The 21736-nt window shown below is 63.5% G+C and carries 21 protein-coding genes; 6 read left to right on the plus strand and 15 right to left on the minus strand.

Annotated features, from left to right (window positions below):
- Nucleotides 1-12: 12 nt before the first annotated feature.
- Together BM408_RS04980 and BM408_RS04985 are read right to left on the minus strand one after the other, a co-directional pair.
- Complete coding sequence (locus BM408_RS04980; protein WP_092127563.1) at nucleotides 13-1125, minus strand: patatin-like phospholipase family protein; 1113 nt, start codon at nucleotides 1123-1125, stop codon at nucleotides 13-15.
- An 84-nt stretch (nucleotides 1126-1209) separates the two neighbouring features.
- The gene (locus BM408_RS04985; protein ID WP_092127565.1) at nucleotides 1210-3576 is read right to left on the minus strand and encodes a Tex family protein; all 2367 of its coding nucleotides are present in this window, start codon (nucleotides 3574-3576) and stop codon (nucleotides 1210-1212) included.
- A 195-nt stretch (nucleotides 3577-3771) separates the two neighbouring features.
- On the opposite strand from BM408_RS04985, the gene BM408_RS04990 reads away from it, so the two are divergent.
- The 6 genes from BM408_RS04990 to serA all read left to right on the plus strand — a co-directional run bounded on the left by BM408_RS04990 (nucleotide 3772) and on the right by serA (nucleotide 8054).
- A complete protein-coding gene (locus BM408_RS04990) occupies nucleotides 3772-4290 on the plus strand; it encodes a hypothetical protein (protein WP_092127567.1) in 519 nt (172 codons plus the stop codon).
- A 91-nt stretch (nucleotides 4291-4381) separates the two neighbouring features.
- Nucleotides 4382-5152, plus strand: coding sequence for a DUF1223 domain-containing protein (locus BM408_RS04995; RefSeq protein ID WP_092128478.1), 771 nt, complete (start codon nucleotides 4382-4384; stop codon nucleotides 5150-5152).
- A gap of 34 nt (nucleotides 5153-5186) precedes the next feature.
- A complete protein-coding gene (locus BM408_RS05000) occupies nucleotides 5187-5699 on the plus strand; it encodes a GNAT family N-acetyltransferase (protein ID WP_092127569.1) in 513 nt (170 codons plus the stop codon).
- 25 nt (nucleotides 5700-5724) lie between these two features.
- Nucleotides 5725-6075 carry a GlpM family protein gene (locus tag BM408_RS05005; RefSeq protein ID WP_092127571.1) on the plus strand — a complete coding sequence of 117 codons (351 nt, stop codon included), beginning with the start codon at nucleotides 5725-5727 and terminating at the stop codon, nucleotides 6073-6075.
- 74 nt (nucleotides 6076-6149) lie between these two features.
- Entirely contained in the window at nucleotides 6150-6641 is a 492-nt protein-coding gene (locus BM408_RS05010; RefSeq protein WP_092127573.1) for a rod shape-determining protein, read from the plus strand.
- Between the two features lie 183 nt (nucleotides 6642-6824).
- The gene (gene serA, locus BM408_RS05015; RefSeq protein WP_092127575.1) at nucleotides 6825-8054 is read left to right on the plus strand and encodes a phosphoglycerate dehydrogenase; all 1230 of its coding nucleotides are present in this window, start codon (nucleotides 6825-6827) and stop codon (nucleotides 8052-8054) included.
- 25 nt (nucleotides 8055-8079) lie between these two features.
- On the opposite strand, the gene BM408_RS05020 is transcribed toward serA, so the two are convergent.
- From BM408_RS05020 to BM408_RS05080, 13 genes are all read right to left on the minus strand, one after another.
- A complete protein-coding gene (locus BM408_RS05020; RefSeq protein WP_092127577.1) occupies nucleotides 8080-8706 on the minus strand; it encodes a thioredoxin fold domain-containing protein in 627 nt (208 codons plus the stop codon).
- A 47-nt stretch (nucleotides 8707-8753) separates the two neighbouring features.
- Nucleotides 8754-9593: an alpha/beta fold hydrolase gene (locus tag BM408_RS05025; protein ID WP_092127579.1), complete on the minus strand. Its 840-nt coding sequence runs from the start codon at nucleotides 9591-9593 to the stop codon at nucleotides 8754-8756.
- Nucleotides 9593-10498, minus strand: a complete 906-nt coding sequence (locus BM408_RS05030; protein ID WP_092127581.1) for an SDR family oxidoreductase — start codon at nucleotides 10496-10498, stop codon at nucleotides 9593-9595. Before BM408_RS05030 ends, BM408_RS05025 begins: the two co-directional genes overlap by 1 nt.
- A gap of 78 nt (nucleotides 10499-10576) precedes the next feature.
- Entirely contained in the window at nucleotides 10577-11038 is a 462-nt protein-coding gene (locus BM408_RS05035; RefSeq protein ID WP_092127583.1) for a GNAT family N-acetyltransferase, read from the minus strand.
- On the minus strand, nucleotides 11035-11973 hold the full coding sequence (locus BM408_RS05040) for a glutathione S-transferase family protein (protein WP_092127585.1): 939 nt from the start codon (nucleotides 11971-11973) through the stop codon (nucleotides 11035-11037). The genes BM408_RS05035 and BM408_RS05040 overlap by 4 nt, the downstream gene beginning before the upstream one ends.
- 43 nt (nucleotides 11974-12016) lie before the next feature.
- Nucleotides 12017-13657: an isovaleryl-CoA dehydrogenase gene (locus BM408_RS05045; protein ID WP_092127587.1), complete on the minus strand. Its 1641-nt coding sequence runs from the start codon at nucleotides 13655-13657 to the stop codon at nucleotides 12017-12019.
- Nucleotides 13658-13689: 32 nt separating this feature from the next.
- The gene (locus BM408_RS05050; RefSeq protein WP_092127589.1) at nucleotides 13690-14706 is read right to left on the minus strand and encodes an NADP-dependent oxidoreductase; all 1017 of its coding nucleotides are present in this window, start codon (nucleotides 14704-14706) and stop codon (nucleotides 13690-13692) included.
- Between the two features lie 50 nt (nucleotides 14707-14756).
- Nucleotides 14757-15194 (minus strand): PaaI family thioesterase, encoded by a 438-nt coding sequence (locus BM408_RS05055; protein ID WP_092127591.1) that lies wholly within the window; start codon nucleotides 15192-15194, stop codon nucleotides 14757-14759.
- A gap of 25 nt (nucleotides 15195-15219) precedes the next feature.
- Entirely contained in the window at nucleotides 15220-16011 is a 792-nt protein-coding gene (locus BM408_RS05060; protein ID WP_092127593.1) for an SDR family oxidoreductase, read from the minus strand.
- Nucleotides 16012-16196: 185 nt separating this feature from the next.
- Nucleotides 16197-16427, minus strand: coding sequence for a hypothetical protein (locus BM408_RS05065; RefSeq protein WP_092127595.1), 231 nt, complete (start codon nucleotides 16425-16427; stop codon nucleotides 16197-16199).
- Nucleotides 16427-18265, minus strand: coding sequence for an acyl-CoA dehydrogenase (locus BM408_RS05070; RefSeq protein WP_092127597.1), 1839 nt, complete (start codon nucleotides 18263-18265; stop codon nucleotides 16427-16429). The genes BM408_RS05065 and BM408_RS05070 overlap by 1 nt, the downstream gene beginning before the upstream one ends.
- Before the next feature lie 91 nt (nucleotides 18266-18356).
- Nucleotides 18357-19532: an acetyl-CoA C-acyltransferase gene (locus BM408_RS05075; RefSeq protein ID WP_092127599.1), complete on the minus strand. Its 1176-nt coding sequence runs from the start codon at nucleotides 19530-19532 to the stop codon at nucleotides 18357-18359.
- 62 nt (nucleotides 19533-19594) lie between these two features.
- Entirely contained in the window at nucleotides 19595-21703 is a 2109-nt protein-coding gene (locus BM408_RS05080) for a 3-hydroxyacyl-CoA dehydrogenase NAD-binding domain-containing protein (protein WP_092127601.1), read from the minus strand.
- Between the last annotated feature and the right edge of the window lie 33 nt (nucleotides 21704-21736).

Genomic DNA, 21736 nt, shown 5'->3' on the forward strand with positions numbered 1-21736 from the left:
TGGCGGGCGCGCTCAAAGCGCGCTCAGCTGGCCCAGGTCCGGCCGTGCCAGCCAGGCCTGCCACTCTTCGGCCAGCTGTGCGCTGGCCGCAGTCGCTGCACTCCAGGCCTTCACCCTCGCCTGCAAGTCTGGCCCATAACGCACAAAGTCCGTACGGTCAGGCAGCTTGGCGTTGGGCAGCTTCTTGATCCACTCCGGGTCGGGTGCGAGCAGCACCATGTTGTCCAGAAAGTGCGTGGCCTTGTGGCGCCACTTGAGGCCTTTGTCGAGCCAGCCGGGCACGACGGATTTCTGAAAGTGCGGGTACAGCACCAGGCCCGCGCCGCCTGCCGTGCCCTCTGCACCCTCTGCGCCGGCCAGCACCTCATTCGCGTAGTTCAGGTGCAGGTGGTAGTCGGTAATGCCGCCGTCCCAGTAGGCGCCGGGCGGCCCGCCGGGCACGTTGTGCACGGAGCGCAGCACAAACGGGATGGAGCAGCTGGCCTGCAACGCAAGCTTGAAGTTGTCTTCGCTCAGGTCGACCTGGCGTGTGCGGTAGTCGCTGGTGGCAAAAGGCAGTTGGGTGTCGGGTGTGGAAAACACCACACGCTCCAGCCAGGCACCCATGGCTTTGCGGTGCAGGCTGTTGGTGAGGAAAGCGCCGAAGTAGCCCAGCGGCGTAGCCAGCTTGTGCTCGCGGCCCAGCATGTGGCGCCCGCGTGAGGTGACGATGTGCAGCTTGTAGCGCGGGTGTTGCAGCACCTCGTGCACGCGGCCGCCGTAAAACTCTTTCAGGCTCTGGCCGAACTGCTCGCTCACAAAGTCGGCTGTCGGCCGTTTCTGGCCGGGCTGAAGCTCGTAGTGCTGGTGGATGTAGTCGTGCTCGAGCCGGGTGAAGCCGGCGGCCGGGTCATTCAGGCAGGCAGTGGCCATGCGCCAGGCGCCTATGGATGCGCCCACCAGATGCACCGGGTGCGTGGTCTGCGCCAGCCAGTCGCCAAAAATGAAGCGATCGAGCGCGCCAAGAATCAAGCCCTTGGGCCCGCCGGCAGCACCCGGCACCACGCCGATGTCTGCGGGCCGCAGGCCGTTTTGCTCGATGTGCCGGCGCGCCTTGGGGCCGGCATAGATGCGGAGGGCTTTCATGGGATGTCGGTTGGTCTGCAGGCGTATTGGAGCACCAGGCAAGGAGCGCGGCTGTCCTTTGCGGGACGCGCCCTGCCCGCGCACCTACTTCTTGAGCGCCGCCAGTTTGCTGAAGGCCGACTCCATGGCCGTGGCAGCCGCCGGCTGCGGCGCGCCAGTGCGCCCCCCACCATAGTTGCCGCCGCCGCGGTGCTGACCGCCGGGCCGCGCGCTTTCAAAGCGGTTGTCACGCGGGCCGTCTTTGCGGGCCGGTGCGGCGTCCAGCTTCATCGTCAGGCCGATGCGTTTGCGCGCCACGTCGACTTCGGTCACGCGCACTTTCACGATGTCGCCGGTCTTGACGACTTCACGTGCGTCGTTCACAAACTTGTTGGCCAGCTGGCTCACATGGACCAGGCCGTCCTGATGCACGCCGATGTCGACAAAGGCGCCAAAGGCCGCCACATTGCTGACGGTGCCTTCCAGCGTCATGCCTTCTTTCAGGTCCTTGATGTCTTCCACGCCCTCGTTAAAGCGCGCCACCTTGAAGTCCGGGCGCGGGTCGCGGCCGGGTTTTTCCAGCTCGGTCAGGATGTCTTTGACCGTGATGACGCCGAACTGCTCATTCGCAAACAGGTCGGGCTTCAGGGTCTTGAGCATCTCTGCCCGGCCCATGAGCTCGGCCACCGGTTTGCCGGTGTGGGCCATGATTTTTTCCACCACCGGGTAGGTCTCGGGGTGCACGCCTGTCATGTCCAGCGGGTTGCTGCTGCTGCGCAAACGCAAAAAGCCTGCGCTTTGTTCAAAGGTCTTGGCGCCCAGGCCGGTCACTTTCAGCAAATCGGCACGCGAAGCAAACGCGCCATTGGCATCACGCCAGCGCACCACCGACTTGGCCACGGTTTGCGACAGGCCCGAGACGCGGGCCAGCAGCGGCACGCTGGCGGTGTTCAGGTCCACACCCACGCTGTTCACGCAATCCTCGACCACGGTGTCCAGGCTGCGCGCCAAGTCGCTCTGGTTCACGTCATGCTGGTACTGGCCGACGCCGATTGATTTCGGGTCGATCTTGACCAGCTCGGCCAGCGGGTCTTGCAGGCGGCGCGCAATGCTGGCTGCGCCGCGCAGGCTCACGTCCACGTCGGGCATTTCCTGGCTGGCAAATTCACTGGCTGAGTAGACAGACGCGCCGGCTTCACTGACCACGACCTTTTCAATAACCTGCTCGGCCTTGGCCATGCCCTTGATCAGGTCGGCGGCAAGCTTGTCGGTTTCGCGGCTAGCCGTGCCGTTGCCGATGGCGATCAGGTTGACGCCGTGTTTCTCGCACAGCTTGGCCAGGGTGTGCAGCGATCCTTCCCAGTCCTTGCGCGGTTCGTGCGGGTAAACGGTAGAGGTTTCGACCAGCTTGCCGGTGGCGTCCACCACCGCCACTTTCACGCCGGTGCGTATGCCCGGGTCCAGGCCCATCACCACACGCGGGCCGGCGGGCGCTGCCAGCAGCAGGTCGCGCAGGTTGTCGGCAAATACCTTGATGGCGACTTTTTCGGCTTCTTCACGCAGGCGGGTGAACAGGTCGCGCTCCAGCGAGAGGCTGAGCTTGACGCGCCAGGTCCAGGCCACGGCCTTGCGGATCAGGTCGTCGGCCGGGCGCGCCTTGTGGCTCCAGCCCAGGTGCAGTGCGATCTTGCCTTCCGCGATGCTGGGTTTGCCGGGCTCAGCTTGCTCGGGCAGCACCAGCTTGGCGTCCAGAATCTCCAGCCCGCGGCCGCGAAACACCGCCAATGCGCGGTGCGACGGTACACGGCCGATCGGCTCGTCATAGTCGAAGTAATCGCGGAATTTGCTGTTGTCGGCGTTGTTCTCGTCTTTGCCGGTCACCAGCTTGGAGCTGAACAGCCCTTCGCTCCAGAGCCAGTTACGCAGCGATTGCACCAGGCCCGCATCTTCGGCCCAGCGCTCGCTGAGGATGTCACGCACGCCGTCCAGCACCGCCTGCACGGTAGTGAAGTCGTCACCGCTTTCGTTCTTCTCGGCCTTCACAAAGGCGGCGGCTTCGTCGGCGGGCACCAGCGACGGGTCGGCAAACAGCTTGTCGGCCAGCGGCTCAATCCCGGCTTCGCGCGCGATCTGGCCCTTGGTGCGGCGCTTGGGCTTGAAGGGCAGGTACAAATCTTCCAGGTCCTGCTTGGTGGCGGCAAATTCAATCGCCGCGCGCAGCTCTTGTGTGAGCTTGCCTTGCTCTTCAATGCTTTTCAGAACCGATTCACGGCGCTCTTCCAGCTCACGCAGGTAGCCCAGCCGGTGCTCGAGTTCGCGCAGCTGGATGTCGTCCAGCCCGCCGGTGGCCTCTTTGCGGTAACGCGCGATAAACGGTACTGTGGCGCCGCCGTCGAGCAACTCCACGGCCGCATTGATCTGGTGTTCCTGGACTTTGATTTCTGCCGCGATCTGGCGGATGATTTTCTGCATAGAGAGAGAAGATTCCGAAGAGGTTCGAGGAAAGCTGAAAAAGAAAAACGAAAGCGGTAATCGTTATGCAGTCCCTCTGAGGGCCAAACACAAACTGACGCCAAGGGTCGGCATTGTCCCACAGCCAAATTGAGCGGCTACGCCCAAAATTACCCGAGCTGAAAAGCAATTTCTTACATTTTTCGGAGGGCGTTTATGCGGACTCGCACAATTTTTCTGGTGGTCTCCATCCTGTTGCTGGCGGGCTTTGTCGCCCTCAACCTGGACGAGTTCTCCCGCGTCAGCATGCTGAGCCTGGGTTTCACCACCATCCAGGTGCCTTTGGGCCTGGTCATGCTCCTGCTGCTGGTGATTGCAACGGTGGTGTTTCTGGCCAGCACGCTCTATATGCAAAGCACCAATCTGCTGGAAACCCGGCAATATGCGCGCGAACTCAATACCCAGCGTGAACTCGCCGACAAGGCCGAAGCCTCGCGCTTCACTGAACTGCGCAGCTACCTGGAAGTACAGGCCCTGGCAGCCCAGCACCGCGAAGCCGCAGCCGCCACCGTGCTGGCCGAGCGTTTTGCGCAGCAACAGCAGTTGCTGCTGACACGGCTGGAGCAGTCCGACAACACCATGGCCGCCTACATGGGCCAGCTGGAAGACCAGATGGAACGGCGCAACGGCATGGGCAGTGCGCAAAAAGACCACCTGACCATGCCACTGGTGTAAGAAACCCCGGCATCGCGCGACCAACGGCTATCTGCAGGCGCTTGTCCCTTTTGGGGCGCGGCGCCTGCTTTCCATGCCATTGGAGACGCCCATGCCAACCCGTTCAAACCCACGAATTTCCTGGATCGCAGCGGCCACCCTGCTATCGGTGAGTTGCAGCGCTTTCGCGGTGCAAAACGCCTGCACCGTCGCGTCAGGGCCTGCGATAACGCCGGTGATCGAGCTCTATACCTCCGAGGGCTGCAGCTCCTGCCCGCCCGCCGACAAATGGGTGTCGTCGCTTAAAAGCTCGGGCATGGTGGTGCAGGCCTTTCACGTCAGTTATTGGGACCACCTGGGCTGGATCGACCGCTTTGCCGCGCCGGCCTATACGAAGCGCCAGCATGAAGTCGCCGCCCGCAACAAGCTGCGCGACGTCTATACCCCGCAGGCGGTGCTCAATGGCAAGGACTTGCCGGCCTGGGGCCCCAGACCTCCCGGCGGCAAGGAGCCGGCCCGCGCCGGCATTGTGCTGACGCAGTTGAGCGCCGACCAGTTTGAAGCCACGGTAACGCCCGTTGCGGCGCAGCAGGCCGCCTCCTCCTGGTCGGCTTACTGGACGGTGACCGAGCATGGCCATAGCTCCAAAGTGCGCGCCGGCGAAAACGCCGGCGAGTTTCTCAAACACGATTTCGTGGTGCGCCAGTACACCCAGGCGGGCGACTACAAAAGCGAGGGTGCTTCGCCGCAAAAGCTGGGCTTTTACAGCATTGCGGCCACGCCCGGCCATGAACGCCAGATCAACCTGGTGGTGTTTGAGCCCCAAACCGGCAAGACGCTACAGGCCGTGAGCCTGCGGTGCGCGGACGCGTTGAAGCCGTAACCGGTTCTGGCAAGGCCTGCCGCACAATGGAGAGATGGATTCACGATCGCCCTCCTCTTCACCACCGCTGGGCCTGCGCACGCCCGATGCCGCCGACTACGCCGCATTGGGCGCCTGGGTGCCGGACGCCGAGACCTGCATTCGCTGGTCCGGCCCGAAGCTCAAGTTTCCGTTTATGCCAGAGCAACTTCCGCAACTGCTGGCCGAGCCTGGCTCCCACAGCTTTGTGATGAGCCGCGGCCCGGCCGAAGCACTGGGCTTTTGCCAGTTTTGGGAGCGTGAGGCCGGTGTGGCCCACCTGGCGCGCATCATCCTGGCGCCCGCCGCACGCGGGCAAGGCCTGGCCGCCACGCTGTGCAGGCTGCTCATGGCCCAGGCAGCCCAGATCGCAGGCGCCCACACCTTCACCCTGCGCGTGTACCGCGACAACCACCCTGCCCTTGCCGCCTACGAAGGCCTGGGTTTTGTGGCCGTGCCCGAGCAATCGGACGAGCGCATCTTTTTCATGCGCAAGCCGCCGGCCGGCGCAGCACCCGCAAAAGCTTGAAGTTGCTTCGCTAAACTGCCTCCCCATGTTGTCCCTGTTTCTTAAATGCCTGCTGGGCGCGCTTGCCGTGCTGGTGATCGCCCTTCTATCCCGCTCGCGCAGCTTTTTTATTGCCGGGCTGGTGCCGCTATTTCCCACATTCGCGCTGATCGCCCACTACATCGTGGGCAGCGAACGCTCTGTGGCTGACTTGCGCACCACGGCCTTGTTCGGTCTGTGGTCGCTGATCCCTTATGCCGTCTACCTGCTGGCGGTGTACTGGCTGAGCGTACGCACCACGCTGACCATCACGCTGGCGAGCGCCACATTGGCCTGGGGGGTCGCTGCGGGCGCCCTGCTGCTCGGCTGGAGCCGCGCCTACCCGTCCGCGCTCTGAATCCGGGCGCCGATGCGGCCCTGAATTTGCTTGTGTTGTCCTGAGCCGCCCCACACAACCCGCAAGTTCACCCCATGTTCGACTTCATCAAACCGCCGCTGTACATCCGCCTGTCGCCCGCCCGACTGACAGTTCGCAATGTGAAAACGGGCGAATCCATTTCAGAGCCACCCGACATCGCCATCTCCCGGGGGCCCAAGCAAAAGATCCTGGGTGTGGGCAACGACGCAGCCCTGCACAGGTCGAGCAAATCAGCGCTGGTGATCAACCCGTTTACCCACCCGCGTTCGATGATGTCCGACTTCACTACCGGGCAGGCGGTGGTGAAGGCTTTTGTGCGCAAGCTGCGCAAAGGCGGGCCCTTGGCGCCTGCGCCCCGTGTGGTGTTCCATCCGCAAGGTGACCCGGCCGGCGGCTTTACGCAAGTCGAAATCCGGGCGTTTCGTGAAATGGCTCTGGGCGCCGGCGCCTCGGAAGTCGTCGTCTGGCAAGGGCAGGACCTGAACGATGAGCAGGTGCTGACGCGCCAATACCCTTCCACAGGCCAGGTTCTGGATGAGGGTTGATCTGGACTGCCTGCTATAGATTTAGTAGCTGCTTCCGGCCGTCCCGTCTGGGTAGAACCGGTACTTTCCTGATGAACGGGCCTGAGCCCATCCTGGCGCTTCGGCCAAACCGCCCCTCAGCATGGGTATTTCGCATCCTTCATACTGGGCGTCCCTTTCTTTTACCGGTGTGCCCGCTTTTCCATGAACAAAACCTCGGTCGACAAGCAAAAAATCAAGTTCCTGTTGCTGGAGGGCATTCACCCCTCCGCTGTAGAAGTTCTCAAGGCCGCGGGTTACTCCAACATCGAAAGCCTGTCCGGCGCGCTGCCGGATGATGAGCTCAAAGTCAAAATCGCCGACGCACATTTTGTCGGCATCCGCTCGCGCACCCAGCTCACCGCCGAGGTATTTGCCCAGGCCGGCAAGCTGGCGGCGGTCGGCTGCTTTTGCATAGGCACCAACCAGGTTGACCTGAACGCCGCCCGTGAGCGCGGCATCGCGGTGTTCAACGCACCTTTTTCCAACACCCGTTCGGTGGCCGAGCTGGTGTTGGCCGAGGCGATCTTGCTGCTACGCGGCGTGCCCGAGAAAAGCGCGGTGGCGCACCGCGGCGGCTGGCTCAAGTCGGCCGACAACGCTTATGAAATCCGCGGCAAGACGCTGGGCATCGTCGGCTATGGCTCCATCGGCACGCAGCTGTCGGTGCTGGCCGAGGCGCTGGGCATGCAGGTGGTGTTTTTTGATGTGGTGACCAAGCTGCCGCTGGGCAACGCGCGCCAGGTGGCGCAGCTCAAAGACCTGCTGGCCCAGTCTGACGTGGTGAGCCTGCACGTGCCTGAGACCCAGGCGACGCAGTGGATGATTGGCGCGGCCGAGATCGCCGCCATCAAGCCCGGCGGCGTGCTGATCAATGCCTCGCGCGGCACGGTGGTCGAGATCGAGCCGCTGGCTGAAGCCCTGAAACAAAAACGGCTGCTGGGCGCGGCGATCGACGTGTTCCCGGTGGAGCCGCGCACCAACAAAGACAGCTTTGAGTCGCCCCTGCGCGGCCTGGACAACGTGATTCTGACGCCGCATGTAGGTGGCTCAACCATGGAAGCCCAGGAAAACATCGGGATTGAAGTCGCTGAAAAGCTGGTGAAGTACAGCGACAACGGCACTTCAACCTCGTCCGTCAACTTCCCCGAAGTCGCGCTGCCGGCCCACCCGGGCAAGCACCGCCTGCTGCACATTCACCGCAACGTGCCGGGTGTGCTGTCGGAAATCAACAAGGTGTTTGCCGCCAATGGCATCAACATCGCGTCGCAGTACCTGCAGACCAACGAAGCCATCGGTTACGTAGTGATCGACATCGATGCGGCGCACTCGGACATCGCGCTGGCCAAGCTGGCCGAGGTGCCTGGCACCATCCGCAGCCGGGTGCTGTTTTAGGCAACAGGCGGGGGAGCAGGCGGCCTTACTGGATAGGTGCGCCGGGCAACCCGGCCGGCACCTGCAGGCCCAGCAAGGCCGCAAGCGCCGCGGTGGGCATGGCGCCCTCTCGCGTGACGAGCGCACCGGTTTGCGCATGGGTTCCCACGATGCTCGGGATGGAGCTGAAGCCCAGCCGGGTCATGAGCGCCGTGTTCTTGGCGACGGCGTCTTTTTGTGCATCGATGCTGCCCGCAGCGCTGATGCCGCCACGCCCGGCCTGCAGCGACGCCTCGTGTTCGTCCATGGCGGCCACCGGGTCGCCGGCGGCCAGCAGCGTAGCGCCTTGCGAGGTGCTGGCCGCGTTCAGGATGCCGACCGGAATCCAGACAAACTTGGCCTGCGACTTCAGCGGTTTGGCGGCCTGCCACAGCACGGCGCAATGGGGGCACTGGGCATCAAAAAACACATACACGGTGCGCTGGCTCATCTGGGAGCCGGCAACAAAGCCCTTGGCTTCGGCCGCGATCACGGCGGTAGAGACGGGGGTGCTTGCCGCCGCAGCCTTGTCGCCCGTAGCGTCCGGCGAGTCTTTACAGCCGGCCAGCAGCAGGCCTGCCGCCAGGACTGCGGCGATGGAGAGGGAGCCAAAGGATTGCAAGGGTTTGAGCATGGTGCCAGCCGTGAATGGATGAAGCGGCAAGAATAGCGCAGCAGGCCTTATTTCGACAGCGTGTCCGCCAATTCCCCCGCCAGCATGAAGAATTCCGGCGAGCGCAGCACCGAGACGTGCGTGGCGTTCATGGCATAGGTCACGCGGGTCTTGACGCCGCGCGCTTGCAGGGCACGAACGTAGGTTTCGCTAAACAGGGGCAAGGTGTTTTCATCCTTGTTGCCGACGACCAGGCTGATGCGCGTGTCAGGGCTGACCTTGCCGGCCTCCGCCAGGGGCGACAGACTGCGGCTCCAGATGCCGCCCTTGCCCGCTGACGTGCCGCGCCATTGCCGCCAGGCCGGCACATCGCAGGGGCAAGCCGCCAGCAGATAGGCATCGGCGCTGCCCGGAAAGCGGCTGGCCAGCAAGGCCGCCATGGCCGCGCCGCCCGAATGGCCGATCAGCAGAATCTTCTTGCCGGGATTGAGACTGCGCAGATTGCCCAGCGCGGCAGCAACGATCTCGACGTTCTGGGGCGTGTAGTCGTCATCGCCCGGGCTGGATTGACCATCGGACGTGCCCAGGTCACTGCGGTAGCCGGGCCGTTGGATGGCAATCGTGGTGGCCTGGAGCTTTTCCGCCAGTACGGCGGCTGTTCCGCTGTCGGCCTTCAACTCAATGCGCCCGCCGTTGTCACCATGCAAGAAAACCAGCAACACCTTGGGCGTGATGCGGGATATCTGGCCGGGCGCCAGCGTGCGGACGACCAGGCAATGCCGGGCATCCCCTGCCCGCTCAATGCCGTCTGCGGGTTTGCCGTCGGGGCATTTGGCCGGTTGTGCAAACGCGGCTGCTCCCGCCAGGCCGAGCAGCAGGCCGGCAAGAACAGCGCGGCTTTGGTGCATCAGGCCCCGCGAAGCGCGGCTTTCAGTTGCTGGCCGATCTCCGGCTTGTCGGCAAACGGGTCCGTTGGGTTGCGCGCCTGCAGCACGTCTTCAAGCCGCGTCTGCACGGAGTTGATGGCTTTGGGGTGGCTGTAGATGTAGAACTTGTTGCTGGCGATGGCGTCGAACACCAGCCTGGCCACATCTTCTGCCGTGACCTTGCCGGAGCCCACAGCCTTGCCGGTCATGGCCTGCTGGATCATCTGGCTCTTGGTGGGCTTCTCGGCGCCCAGCTCGGCCGGGCGGTTGCGGTGGCTCATGCCGATGCCGGTGGCCACAAAGAAGGGGCACAGCACCGAGGCGCCGATCTGGTCGGTCACCAGGCCCAGGTCCTGGTACAGGGTTTCGCTCAGCGCCACCACGGCGTGCTTGCTGACGTTGTAGACACCCATGTTGGGTGGGTTCAACAGGCCGGCCATGCTGGCGGTGTTGACGATATGGCCTTGCCAGGAGGGGTCTTTCGCAGCCGCTTCGAGCATCATCGGCGTGAAGATGCGCACGCCGTGCACCACACCCATCACGTTGACGCCCATCACCCATTCCCAGTCCTTGAGGCTGTTCTCCCAGATCAGGCCGCCCGCACCCACGCCGGCGTTGTTAAAGACGAAGTGCGGCGCACCGAAGCGCTCAAACACGGCTTTGCCCATGGCCTCCATCTGCGCGGCGCTGGCCACATCGAGCTTGAAGGACAGCACCTGCGCACCGGCGGCCTTCATTTCTTCCGTCGCCTTGTCCAGCGCGTCTTGCTGCACATCGACCAGCACCAGGTTCATGCCCAGTTTGGCGCCCAGGCGCGCACACTCCAGGCCAAAGCCCGAGCCCGCGCCGGTGAGAACGGCTGTTTTGCCTTTGAAATCCGTGATCATGTTTGGCTTTCCTTGAATTGTCTGAGTGGGAAAATTTTCCCCCAGGCATACCGCGGCGGCTGTCGCACAGGCAACTGCTCAGGCAACTCGCAGCATTTCAATGTGCGGTATGCCGTCTTCGATGTAAGGCCGGCCGTTTTGTACAAAGCCGTGCTGGTTGTAGAACTTTTCGAGCCGCGCCTGCGCGCCTATGCGTATGGGCTGCGGGCCCCAGTGCTGCAGCAGGCTGGCGATGGCCTGCTTCATCAGCACGTGGCCGATGCCGTCGCCGCGCGCCGACATGTGGGTGACGACGCGGCCAATGCTGGCCTCGGCAAACTTCTCGCCGGCGGCAAAGCAGCGTGCATACGCAACCAGCTGGTCGCCCTTCACGCCCATCAGATGCATGGCCTTCTGGTCCGCACCGTCCATGTCCTGGAAGGGGCAAGCCTGCTCGACCACAAAGACTTCGCTGCGCAGTTGCAGCATTTCATACAGTTCCAGCGAGCTCAGCGCGCTGAAGGGGACAAAACGCCAGTCAATATCGTTGGAACTCTTCATGCGGGTGTGGCTGCTTTCAATGCGTAACCGATGCGCGGGAAATGCACATGCACCGTGCCGGCACGCGCGTCAACGCGGCGCAGCGTGTAGTGCATGCGGGTGGCGGCGACCAGTTCGCCTTCAGTCGGCTCAGGGCCGAAGGCCTCGCTGGTGATCACCACCTGGCTGCCCAGCGGTATGCCGTGTTCGTCCTGAAATACCTCGTCACTCAGCGGTGCGGGCATGGCGGCGCTGGCTTGTGCAATGGCTTGCGCCGAGCTGAATTTTTCAAAACTGCCATGGCCGATGGCGGCCATGCGGTCCATCCAGTCGAGCACCGCGGGTGTGAGTTTAAGAATGCCCGCCAGCACCGGCGTTTGCACCCGCGTGAACCAGAGCGGGTGGTACATCGCAAAGTCGGCGATGCAGGGTACCTCGCCCAGCAAAAAGGGCCGGTCGTCCAGCATGTCGGAGATGCGCCGCAGGTAAGACTTGTAGGCTGCGGCGGCGTCAGCGGAACGGATGCGCGCCATGCCGAAGCTCATGGCCTTGCGGTCTTCGCCGAAAGCGCGGGCGGCTTCGGGTGGCGCTTTTTCAAAAATCTGGGCAATGCCCTTGGGCTGGGTGTTGTAGGCCATGGAGGTCCAGAACAGCGTGTTGTCGGCCCAGTGCGCCAGCGTGCGCGCCATGCCTTTGCTGGGCTCCGGGTACACCGAGGGCTCGGGTTGCAGGTGCTCCAGCACGTCGCTGATCAGGGCGGTGTCGCAATAAATGTCAGCGCCAATCTGCAGGATGGGCGTCTTGCGGTAGCCGCCCGTGAGCGCCACCACATCAGGCTTGGGCATGATCATCGGGATGATGACGGACTTCCAGGGCAGGTTTTTGTAGCCCAGCATCAGCCGCGTTTTTTCAGCGAACGGCGATGTGGGGTAGTGGTGAAGAATCAGTTCTGGCATGGGGTCTCCGTTTTGGTTTCTGTGCGCCCGCCCTGTCGCGGCCTTATCGCGGCATGGCTCTTGTGATGATGCTGTCGAAATCGGCGCCGGCGCCCAGCGTGCCGAAGGACTGGCCCCAGTTGCCCGCAAGGCGCGAATCACAAAAGGCGCTGAAGACGGCCGCAGGCGCCGTCTGCAGTAGCAGTGCGGCCTGCACTGCCAAAGCCACGTCTTGCGCCAGGCGGCGTGCTTCGATTTCAGTCGCCATCTCTTCGATGCGTGTGGGCAAGGCGGCGGCCAGCCGGTCCAGCGCCGGGTGCGCGCCTTTGGCGGCGGCAAGTTCCTGGGCCAGCGCGACCACGGCGTCGGCTTTGCGCAGGGCGCGCAGCAAGTCCAGCGCCATGATGTTGCCCGCGCCTTCCCAGATGGAGTTGAGCGGCATTTCGCGGTAAACGCGGGCCATAACGCCCTCGCCGCCCTCCTCTACATAACCGTTGCCGCCCAGGCATTCCATGGCCTCTTGCGCGAAATGGCTGCCGCGTTTGCAGATCCAGAATTTGGCGACCGGCGTCAGCAGCCGCGCCATGGCGGCTTCATGGGCATCGCCCGGCCTGTCGAAGGCGCGGGCCAGGCGAATCGCCAGCGCCGTCGCGGCTTCGGATTCGAGTGCGAGGTCGGCCAGCACATTGCGCATCAGCGGCTGGTCTATCAGCAGCTTGCCGAAGGCCTTGCGCTGCGAGGTGTGGTTCAGCGCCAGCGCCAAAGCCTGGCGCATCAGGCCGCTGGTGCCCAGCGCGCAGTCCAGCCGCGTCATGGTGCCCATCTCCAGGATTTGCGGAATGCCGCGGCCTTCATCGCCGACCAGCCAGGCCTGGGCGTTTTCAAACTCGACTTCAGAACTCGCGTTGGCTTTGTTGCCCAGCTTGTCTTTGAGGCGCTGGATACGAATGGCGTTGAGGCCGCCGTCGGGCAACACGCGCGGCAGGAAGAAGCAGGACAGGCCGCTCTTGGTCTGCGCCAGCACGAGGAAGGCATCACACATGGGCGCCGAGAAAAACCATTTGTGACCGGTGATGGCATAACGCTCGCCCCAGCCGTCGCGGCCTGCAGGTTCGGCGCGCGTGGTGTTGGCCCGTACGTCGGAGCCGCCCTGCTTTTCGGTCATGCCCATGCCCATGGTAAGGCCGGGCTTGGCCTGCCAGTGCTTGAGTTCGGGGTCGTAAGCGCGGCTGGCGAGTTTGGGGCCCCAGTCAGCATAGATCGCCGTGTTGCCGCGCAGCGCGGGCGTTGCCGCGTAGCTCATGGAAATCGGGCACAGCGTGGACGGCTCGAGCTCGGTGAAGAGCATGAAGCCCGCCGCGCGCCGGACATGCGGAGACGGGTTCTCGTCAGACCAGGGTGACCCGTGGAGGCCAGAGCCTGTCGCGAGCTTCATCAGCTCGTGATAACTGGGGTGAAACTCCACCTGGTCCACACGCCGCCCAAAACGGTCATGGCTGTGCAGCACCGGCCCGTGGACATTGGCCAGCCGCGCATGCGTCTGCATTGCGGTGCTGCCCAGCGCGGCGCCCAGCCGGCTCAGCTCGGCCGTATCCAGCGCCGGTGCGTTGAACTTCAGCGCATCGCGCAGCGGCCGGTTGGTATCGAACAGGTTGTAGTCAGACAGCGCAGCCGGCTGGTTGAAGACTTCGTGGGTGGGGTTCATGGCAAACCTCCTGATCTGAAAGGCTTGATCCGCTAAATCAGCTTGACCAGCTGCTTGCCGAAGTTCTTGCCCTTGAGCAACCCGAGGAAAGCTTCGGGCGCCGCCTCGATCCCCTGCGCCACGCTTTCGCGCGGGCGCAGCTTGCCGGTGCCTACCAGCGTGCCGAGTTCCTTGAGGGCTTCGGGCCAGACTTCCATGTGTTCGCTCACGATAAAGCCTTGCAGCTTGAGCCGGTTGGTGAGAATCAGCGCCGGGTAGGCCAGCGGCATGGGCTTGCCGTCGTAGCCGGCGATCATGCCGCACAGCGCGATGCGACCGAAGGCGTTCATGCGCAGCAGCACGGCGTCCAGCACCATGCCGCCCACGTTTTCAAAGTAGCCGTCAATGCCATCCGGGCAGGCATCTCTGAGCGCCTTGGTCAGCGACGCGGCATCGGCATGCAGCTTGTAGTCGATACAGGCGTCAAAGCCGAGCTCTTCAACCGCGTACTTGCATTTGTCGGGCCCTCCGGCGATGCCGACGGTGCGGCAGCCGCGCGCCTTGGAAAGGGCCGCAAAAGCACTGCCCACGGCGCCGGTGGCGGCGCTGACCACCATGGTCTGGCCTGCTTTTGGTTCAATGATTTTTACCAGGCCATACCAGGCGGTCACGCCGGGCATGCCGACCGCACCCAGGTAATGCGACAGCGGCACATGAGTGGTGTCAACCTTGCGCAGCGCGCCGGGCTGGTCGGCACTGACCACGCTGTATTCCTGCCAGCCGCCCATACCGACGACCTTGTCGCCGGGCTGGAATTTCGGCGAGCGGCTCTCCACTACCTCACCGGCCGTGCCGCCCAGCATGACCTGGCCCAGCGGCTGGGGCGCGGCGTAGCTTTTGGCGTCGCTCATGCGGCCGCGCATGTAAGGGTCCAGGCTGAGGAAGTGGTGGCGCACCAGCACCTGACCGTCCTGCAACTCCGGCGTGTCGCTGGAGACCAGCATGAAGTTGCTTGCCACGGCCTCGCCGGTGGGGCGGTTGTCGAGGAGGATTTGCTGGTTGATGGGCATGGTGGTCTCCTGTTGTAGTGGGGGTGCCGCGGCTGCGGCAGGGCTGCGGATCAGTCTGTGGAAATCGCGCCGCCCGGGGCATCCGGCTGGCCGGCGGCGGGCTTGCGTTTGACGTACTTGAAAGTGCCTGTCGAATGCGCGCAGGCCTGGCCCAGCACATCGTAAAGCGTCGCTTCGGTAAACGCCATGGTGGCGGTGCGGTGCATGAGCCGGCCCTTGGCCGTCAGGCGGCTGCCGTCGCCAGGCGCGGGCCGCATAAAGCTGGTCTTCATCTCGATGGTGACCACGCCCATGTCTTTTTGCACGCTGCGCGCGGCGGTGGCCATGGTCACATCCATCAGCGTCATGATGGCGCCGCCGTGCGTGACGGCAAAAGAGTTGAGGTGCTCGGGCCTGGGTGCATAGCCAATGGCCGAGGCGCCGCCCGTGAACAGCTCCAGCTCAAAGCCGAGGTGATTGACGAAGGGAATGTCGGCGCCGAAGTCCATTAGCTCTTCCCAGCCTTTCACTTAATTAGCCGCCTGTTACCACCGATACACCGCCGTCCACTGCCAGCCACTGGCCGGTGATGTGCTTGCCGGCATCCGATGCGTACAGCACGCACAGGCCCTTCAGGTCTTCGTCGTCGCCCAGGCGGCCCAGCGGCGCGTGCGAGGCGAGCTTCTCTTCGCCCAGCGCCTTGAGCGTGCCCACCGTCATTTTGCTCGGGAAAAAGCCCGGGCAGATCGCGTTGACGGTGATGTTGTACTTGCCCCATTCGCAGCCCAGCGCGCGGGTGAAATTGACGACAGCGCCCTTGGAAGTGTTGTAGGCCACGGTGGTCATCTCGCGCGGGTTGCCGCCCAGGCCGGCGATGGAGGCCACGTTGATGATGCGGCCGGACTTGCGGGCGATCATGCTGTGCTTGGCGATGTGCTGGCTCAGGATGAAGTAGCCGCGGATGTTAAGGTTCATCACCTTGTCCCAGGCCTCGACGGGGTGGTCTTCGGCGGGTGCGCCCCAGGCGGCGCCGGCGTTGTTGACCAGGATGTCGACATGGCCGAGGCGCTTGATGGCTTCATCGGCCAGCGCGCGGATGTCTTCTTCTTTGGAGCAGTCGGCGGCAATCCAGTCGACATCGATGCCGGCGGCTTTCAGTTCGGCAGCGGATTCAACCAGGTCTTCAGCCTTGCGCGAGCTCAGGATGACCTTGGCGCCGGCTTCGCCCAGCGCCTGGGCCAGTTGCAGGCCCAGGCCGCGCGAGCCGCCGGTGACGAGTGCGGTCTTGCCTTTGAGGTCAAACAGTTGCTGGATGGTACGGGTCATGAAGAGTCTCCTGAAGTGTGGTCATCGGCTTCGCCGTGATGCCATTGATTGGCTCAAACGGCGGGCGGGATGAAGGGTTGCGGATAAAGAGAAGATGGTTTTTGCTTGGCTACTGATGTTGGCACAACATGGGGCCCGCTGGCAGCGTGGCTGTCGTGGCGGCGACTTCGAAATCAGCTGACCGGTCAGGGCCCCACATTGATGCGGGAGCGCACATAGATCAGCACAAAACCGACTGCCGCGACGATGCCGCCGACGACCACCATGGACCAGCCAATCGGATCGTCGATACGCTGGACCGACAGGCCCAGCACCAGCGTCAACAGCCCACCGTAGATCAGGATCCAGATCAGGGCCTGCAGGCGGGCCACCGATTTGTTGGACACCGGCTCGGCGGACGGTTTGAAAAATGACATTAAAAGGCCTCCTCGGGCAGATCGGCGCAAGTCAGGTCGCGGGTTTCAACCACCTTGAGCCAGGCGTCGATCTTGGGTAACTCATAGTGATAAAAATAACGTGCCGCCCCCATTCTGCCTGTGTGAGCAGCGCCTGAATTGCCGGCAAGCTGCGGCAGCGAGAGACTGGCGAGCGCCACGTCCAGCCAGATCCACGCCAGCACGGTGTGGCCAAAGGCCTGCATGTAGGGTACCGCATTGGCCAAGGCCTCGCCGGGCTCGCCTTTTGCCCATGCCGCCTTGGTGGCGCTGCCCACATGCTGCAAGGCCTTGCCCAGCGCATTGGCATGCACGGCCAGCTCGGGCTGCTGTATGGCTTTTTCAATCGTGGCGTTGATGCGCGCGGCCAGCAGTTGCAGCCCCCTGCCCCCTTCCATCAGCACCTTGCGGCCCAGCAAGTCCATGGCCTGGATGCCGTGCGTGCCTTCATGGATCATGTTCAGGCGGTTGTCGCGCCAGTATTGCTCGACCGGAAAGTCCCGCGTGTAGCCGTAACCGCCATGCACCTGGATGGCCAGTGAATTGGCCTCCAGGCACCACTCGCTGGGCCAGCTTTTGGCGATAGGCGTCAGCACTTCGAGTAGCAGGCGCGCGTCGTCGGCAGCCTGTGCATCGGCGGTGTGGTGCTCGTCGACCAGGCGTGCGCAGTACAGCTCCAGCGCCAGCGCGCCCTCGCAATACGCTTTTTGCGCCAGCAGCATGCGTTTGACGTCGGCGTGTTCAATGATGCGGATCTGCGGCTGGGAGGCATCTTTGCCGCCCACGCCGACGGGCCTGCCCTGCGGCCGGCTCTTGGCGTAATCAAGGCTGGCGTAATAGCCCGCCATGCCCAGCATGGTGGCGGCAGTGCCCACGCCTATGCGCGCCTCGTTCATCATGTGGAACATGCAGCGCAGGCCTTCATGCGGCTTGCCGACCAGGTAGCCTACGGCGCCGGCCTGGCCGCCCACCGGGTATTTGCCTTCACCAAAGTTAAGCAGCGTGTTGGTGGTGCCGCGCCAGCCCAGTTTGTGATTGAGGCCTGCCAGCGCCACGTCGTTGCGCACGCCTGTGAGCTCGCCTTTGGTATCGACCATCTTCTTGGGCACGATGAAAAGCGAAATGCCGCGCGTGCCGGCGATCAGCTTGCCGTCCGGCCCCGGAACTTTGGCCAGCACCAGGTGGATGATGTTGTCTGTCAGCTCATGCTCGCCGGCCGAGATCCACATCTTGTTGCCCGTAAGGCGGTAGCGCGGGCCCAGCGGGTCGGCCTCAAAACCGTCGCCGTCCGGCACGGCGCGTGTTGTCACGTCGCTGAGCGACGAGCCGGCCTGCGGCTCCGACAAACACATGGTGCCGGAGAAACGGCCGGAGAATTCATTTTTGGCGAAGACTTCCTTCTGCATGTCGGTGCCGTGCACCATCAGCAGGTTGGCGTTACCGGTGGTCAGCAGGCCTGAACCGATGCTGACGGAAGCCATTGCAAAAAAGGCATTGGCCGCGGCTTCAACCGTATAAGGCAGCTGCATGCCGCCGACTTCATAGTCTTGCGCGGCGCTGAGCATGCCGGAAGCCGCATAGGCCTTCTGCGCGTCGTGCGTGGCCTGGGGCAAGATGACTTTTTCGCCGTCGAAATGCGGCTCTTGCGTGTCGACAGTCCGGTTGAACGGCGCGTACTTTTCGCGCGCGATGCGTTCGCAGGTGTCGAACACCGCGTCGAAAGTTTCGCGCGAATGGTCGGCGAAGCGCTCGCGCTGGCTCAGCGACTCCGCGCCCAGCCAGTGATAAAGGAGGAAATCAAGCGTGGGCCTGAGGCTCATGAGGGCCTCCCGGGCACACAGCAGGGCATCAAGGCAGGAAACGCCTGCCCTTTCTGAAGGAGCAGGGTTTCATTCATCGTGATCGCCTGGTTTAGAGGACTTCGAAAATACCAGCCGCACCCATGCCGCCGCCAATGCACATGGTCACGCAGACGCGCTTGGCGCCGCGGCGTTTGCCTTCAATCAGGGCGTGGCCCGTCAGGCGCTGGCCGGTCACGCCGTAGGGGTGGCCGACGGCAATCGCGCCGCCGTTGACGTTGAGCTTGTCCATGGGGATGCCCAGCTTGTCGGCGCAATACAGCACTTGCACGGCAAAGGCTTCGTTCAGTTCCCACAAATCGATGTCGCTGATCTTCAGGCCCAGTTTGGCGAGCACTTTGGGAATAGCGAAGACTGGGCCGATACCCATTTCATCAGGCTCGCAACCTGCGACTGCAAAGCCGAGGAAGCGGCCCAGGGGTTTGAGGCCTTTTTTCTCGGCCACGGTTTCGTTCATCACCACCACCGCGCCGCCACCGTCGGAGAACTGGCTGGCATTGCCGGCTGCAATCACGCCGCCGGGGATGGCCGGCTTGATGCCGCTGATGCCTTCCTTGGTCGTGCCTTCGCGGATGCCTTCGTCTTTGCTGACGGTGACCTGTTTGGTGGAGAGGCCCATGACCTTGTCGGCCACGCCGGCCGTCACGGTGATGGGGGCAATCTCGGCTTCAAAGAGGCCGGCGGCCAGAGCGGCCGTGGCCTTTTGCTGGCTCAGCGCGCCGTACTCGTCCATGCGGTCGCGCGAGATGTTGTAGCGCTTGGCGACCTGCTCTGCCGTCTGCAGCATGTTCCAGTAGATCTCGGGCTTGTTCTTGGCCAGCCAGGTGTCGGCCAGCATGTGGGTGTTCATCTCTTGCTGCACGCAGGAGATGCTTTCCACGCCGCCGGCCACGTAAATGTCGGCTTCTCCGGCGATCACGCGCTGGGCTGCGGTGGCAATGGTCTGCAGGCCGGAAGAGCAAAAGCGGTTGACCGTCATGCCCGACACGGTGACGGGGCAGCCGGCGCGCAGTGCGATCTGGCGTGCGATGTTGGCGCCGGTGGCGCCTTCGGGATTGGCGCAGCCCATGATGACGTCATCGACCTCGGCGGCTTCGATGCCGGCGCGCTGGATGGCGTGCTCGACCGCGTGACCGCCCAGGGTGGCGCCGTGCGTCATGTTGAAAGAGCCCTTCCAGCTTTTGGCCAGGGGGGTGCGTGCGGTAGAAACGATTACTGCTGAGGACATGGAATTCTCCGGAATCTGGGACGTTGATGGGTGCGAGCTGTGCGATCTGCGATCTATGCGCTTCAGGTCGACTGGTTGAAGGTCTTGCCTTCAGCCGCGAGCTTGGCCAGCAGCGGCGCGGGTTTCCAGAATTTGGCGTCGTCCAGCGGGTTCTGGGCAAAGCGGTTCATGCTCTGCACCACGTTGAAGAGGCCGACCTGGTCGGCGTACAGCATGGGGCCGCCGCGGTAGACCGGGAAGCCATAACCCATGATGTAGACCATGTCGATGTCGCTGGCCTTGGAGGCAATGCCCTCTTCCAGGATGTGCGCGGCTTCATTGACCAGCGAGTACACCAGGCGCTGCACGATTTCCTCGTCGGAAATCTTGCGCGGCGTGATGCCCAGGCTGGCGCGGTGGTCTTCAATCATCTTGACGACTTCGGCGTTCGGGATCGCGTCGCGCTTGCCGGGCACATAGTCGTACCAGCCGGCGCCCGTCTTCTGGCCGAAGCGGCCCTTCTCACAGAGCAGATCAGCCGTCTTGCTGTACTTCATGTCCGGCTTTTCGGTGTAGCGGCGCTTGCGGATGGCCCAGCCGATGTCATTGCCGGCCAGGTCGCCCATGCGGAAGGGGCCCATGGCAAAGCCGAATTTTTCGATGGCCTTGTCGACCTGCTCAGGCGTGCAGCCTTCGTCCAGCAGGAAGCCGCCCTGGCGGCCGTACTGTTCGATCATGCGGTTGCCGATAAAACCGTCGCAGACGCCGGAGACCACAGCCGTCTTCTTGATCTTCTTGCCCATCGCCATCACGGTGGCCAGCACGTCCTTGCCGGTCTTGGCGCCGCGCACCACCTCCAGCAGCTTCATCACATTGGCGGGGCTGAAGAAATGCAGGCCGACCACGTCTTGCGGGCGCTTGGTGAAGGCGGCGATCTTGTCGACGTCCAGCGTGGAGGTGTTGGAGGCCAGAATGGCGCCCGGTTTCATCACGCGGTCCAGTTCCTTGAAGACTTTTTCCTTGACGCCCATCTCTTCAAACACGGCCTCAATCACAAGGTCGGCGTCTTTCAGGTCGTCGTAGCTCAGCGTGGTGCTGAGCAGGCCCATGCGCTGGTCGTATTTGTCTTCCTTGAGCTTGCCCTTCTTGACCTGGGCTTCGTAGTTCTTCTTGATGATGCCAAGGCCTTTGTCCAGCGCTTCCTGCTTCATCTCGAGGATCTTGACGGGGACGCCGGCATTCAGGAAATTCATCGCGATACCGCCGCCCATGGTGCCGGCGCCGATGACGGCAACCGACTTGATCTCGCGCTTGGGCGTGTCTTCTGGCACATCGGGAATCTTGGAGGCGGCGCGCTCGGCCATAAAGATGTGGCGCAGCGCACGGCTTTCAGGCGTCCACATCAGGTTGATGAAGAGCTCGCGTTCAAAGGCCAGGCCGTCTTCAAACTTCTTCTTGGTTGCGGCTTCCACGGCGTCAACGCACTTGAGCGGCGCGGGGAAGTTCTTGGCCATGCCTTTGACCATGTTGCGGGCAAACTGGAAGTACGCGTCGCCGTTAGGGTGCTTGGCACGCAGGTCGCGCACCAGCGGCAGCGGCCGGGTGTCGGACACCGACTGCGCAAAGGCCAGGGCTTCCTGGGCCAGCGACTCGGGCGAAGCAGAGACTTTGTCGAACAGCTTCTGGCCGGGGATTTGCGCCAGCAGTTCGCTCTTGACGGGTTCACCGCTCACGATCATGTTCAGGGCCGGCTCCACGCCCACTACGCGCGGCAGGCGCTGCGTGCCACCGGCGCCGGGCAGCAGGCCCAGCTTGACTTCAGGCAAAGCCACATTGGTGCCGGGCGCGGCGATGCGGTAGTGGCAACCCAGGGCCAGCTCAAGGCCACCGCCCATGCAGACCGAATGGATCGCGGCGATGACGGGTTTGGCCGAGTTTTCGACCACACGGATCACGCTGTGCAGATTGGGCTCGGACAGCGCCTTGGGCGTGCCGAACTCCTTGATGTCGGCACCGCCCGAAAACGCCTTGCCGGCGCCGGTGATCACGATGGCCTTGACGGCGGCATCGGCATTGGCCTTCTGGATGCTGTCGGTCAGGCTCAGGCGCGTGGCGTGGCCCAGGCCGTTGACGGGTGGGTTGCTCAGCGTGATGAGCGCGACGGGGCCGTGAACTTCGTAAAGGGTGGTCATTGCGATGCTTCTTTCCTTGATGGGAGTTTCAGT

It is taken from the genome of Polaromonas sp. YR568 (genome assembly GCF_900116715.1).
GTDB lineage: Bacteria > Pseudomonadota > Gammaproteobacteria > Burkholderiales > Burkholderiaceae_C > Polaromonas.

Coding starts and splice junctions, on each gene's coding strand:
- BM408_RS05005 (WP_092127571.1), top strand. CDS start 5,725: ATGTTGTCCCTGTTTCTTAAATGCCTGCTGGGCGCGCTTGCCGTGCTG.
- BM408_RS05075 (WP_092127599.1), bottom strand. CDS start 19,532: ATGTCCTCAGCAGTAATCGTTTCTACCGCACGCACCCCCCTGGCCAAA.
- BM408_RS04995 (WP_092128478.1), top strand. CDS start 4,382: ATGCCAACCCGTTCAAACCCACGAATTTCCTGGATCGCAGCGGCCACC.
- BM408_RS05080 (WP_092127601.1), bottom strand. CDS start 21,703: ATGACCACCCTTTACGAAGTTCACGGCCCCGTCGCGCTCATCACGCTG.
- BM408_RS05035 (WP_092127583.1), bottom strand. CDS start 11,038: ATGAAGAGTTCCAACGATATTGACTGGCGTTTTGTCCCCTTCAGCGCG.
- BM408_RS05025 (WP_092127579.1), bottom strand. CDS start 9,593: ATGCACCAAAGCCGCGCTGTTCTTGCCGGCCTGCTGCTCGGCCTGGCG.
- BM408_RS04985 (WP_092127565.1), bottom strand. CDS start 3,576: ATGCAGAAAATCATCCGCCAGATCGCGGCAGAAATCAAAGTCCAGGAA.
- BM408_RS05040 (WP_092127585.1), bottom strand. CDS start 11,973: ATGCCAGAACTGATTCTTCACCACTACCCCACATCGCCGTTCGCTGAA.
- BM408_RS04980 (WP_092127563.1), bottom strand. CDS start 1,125: ATGAAAGCCCTCCGCATCTATGCCGGCCCCAAGGCGCGCCGGCACATC.
- BM408_RS05050 (WP_092127589.1), bottom strand. CDS start 14,706: ATGCCCATCAACCAGCAAATCCTCCTCGACAACCGCCCCACCGGCGAG.
- serA (WP_092127575.1), top strand. CDS start 6,825: ATGAACAAAACCTCGGTCGACAAGCAAAAAATCAAGTTCCTGTTGCTG.
- BM408_RS05045 (WP_092127587.1), bottom strand. CDS start 13,657: ATGAACCCCACCCACGAAGTCTTCAACCAGCCGGCTGCGCTGTCTGAC.
- BM408_RS05055 (WP_092127591.1), bottom strand. CDS start 15,194: ATGGACTTCGGCGCCGACATTCCCTTCGTCAATCACCTCGGCTTTGAG.
- BM408_RS05070 (WP_092127597.1), bottom strand. CDS start 18,265: ATGAGCCTCAGGCCCACGCTTGATTTCCTCCTTTATCACTGGCTGGGC.
- BM408_RS05010 (WP_092127573.1), top strand. CDS start 6,150: ATGTTCGACTTCATCAAACCGCCGCTGTACATCCGCCTGTCGCCCGCC.
- BM408_RS05065 (WP_092127595.1), bottom strand. CDS start 16,427: ATGTCATTTTTCAAACCGTCCGCCGAGCCGGTGTCCAACAAATCGGTG.
- BM408_RS05060 (WP_092127593.1), bottom strand. CDS start 16,011: ATGACCCGTACCATCCAGCAACTGTTTGACCTCAAAGGCAAGACCGCA.
- BM408_RS05000 (WP_092127569.1), top strand. CDS start 5,187: ATGGATTCACGATCGCCCTCCTCTTCACCACCGCTGGGCCTGCGCACG.
- BM408_RS05020 (WP_092127577.1), bottom strand. CDS start 8,706: ATGCTCAAACCCTTGCAATCCTTTGGCTCCCTCTCCATCGCCGCAGTC.
- BM408_RS05030 (WP_092127581.1), bottom strand. CDS start 10,498: ATGATCACGGATTTCAAAGGCAAAACAGCCGTTCTCACCGGCGCGGGC.
- BM408_RS04990 (WP_092127567.1), top strand. CDS start 3,772: ATGCGGACTCGCACAATTTTTCTGGTGGTCTCCATCCTGTTGCTGGCG.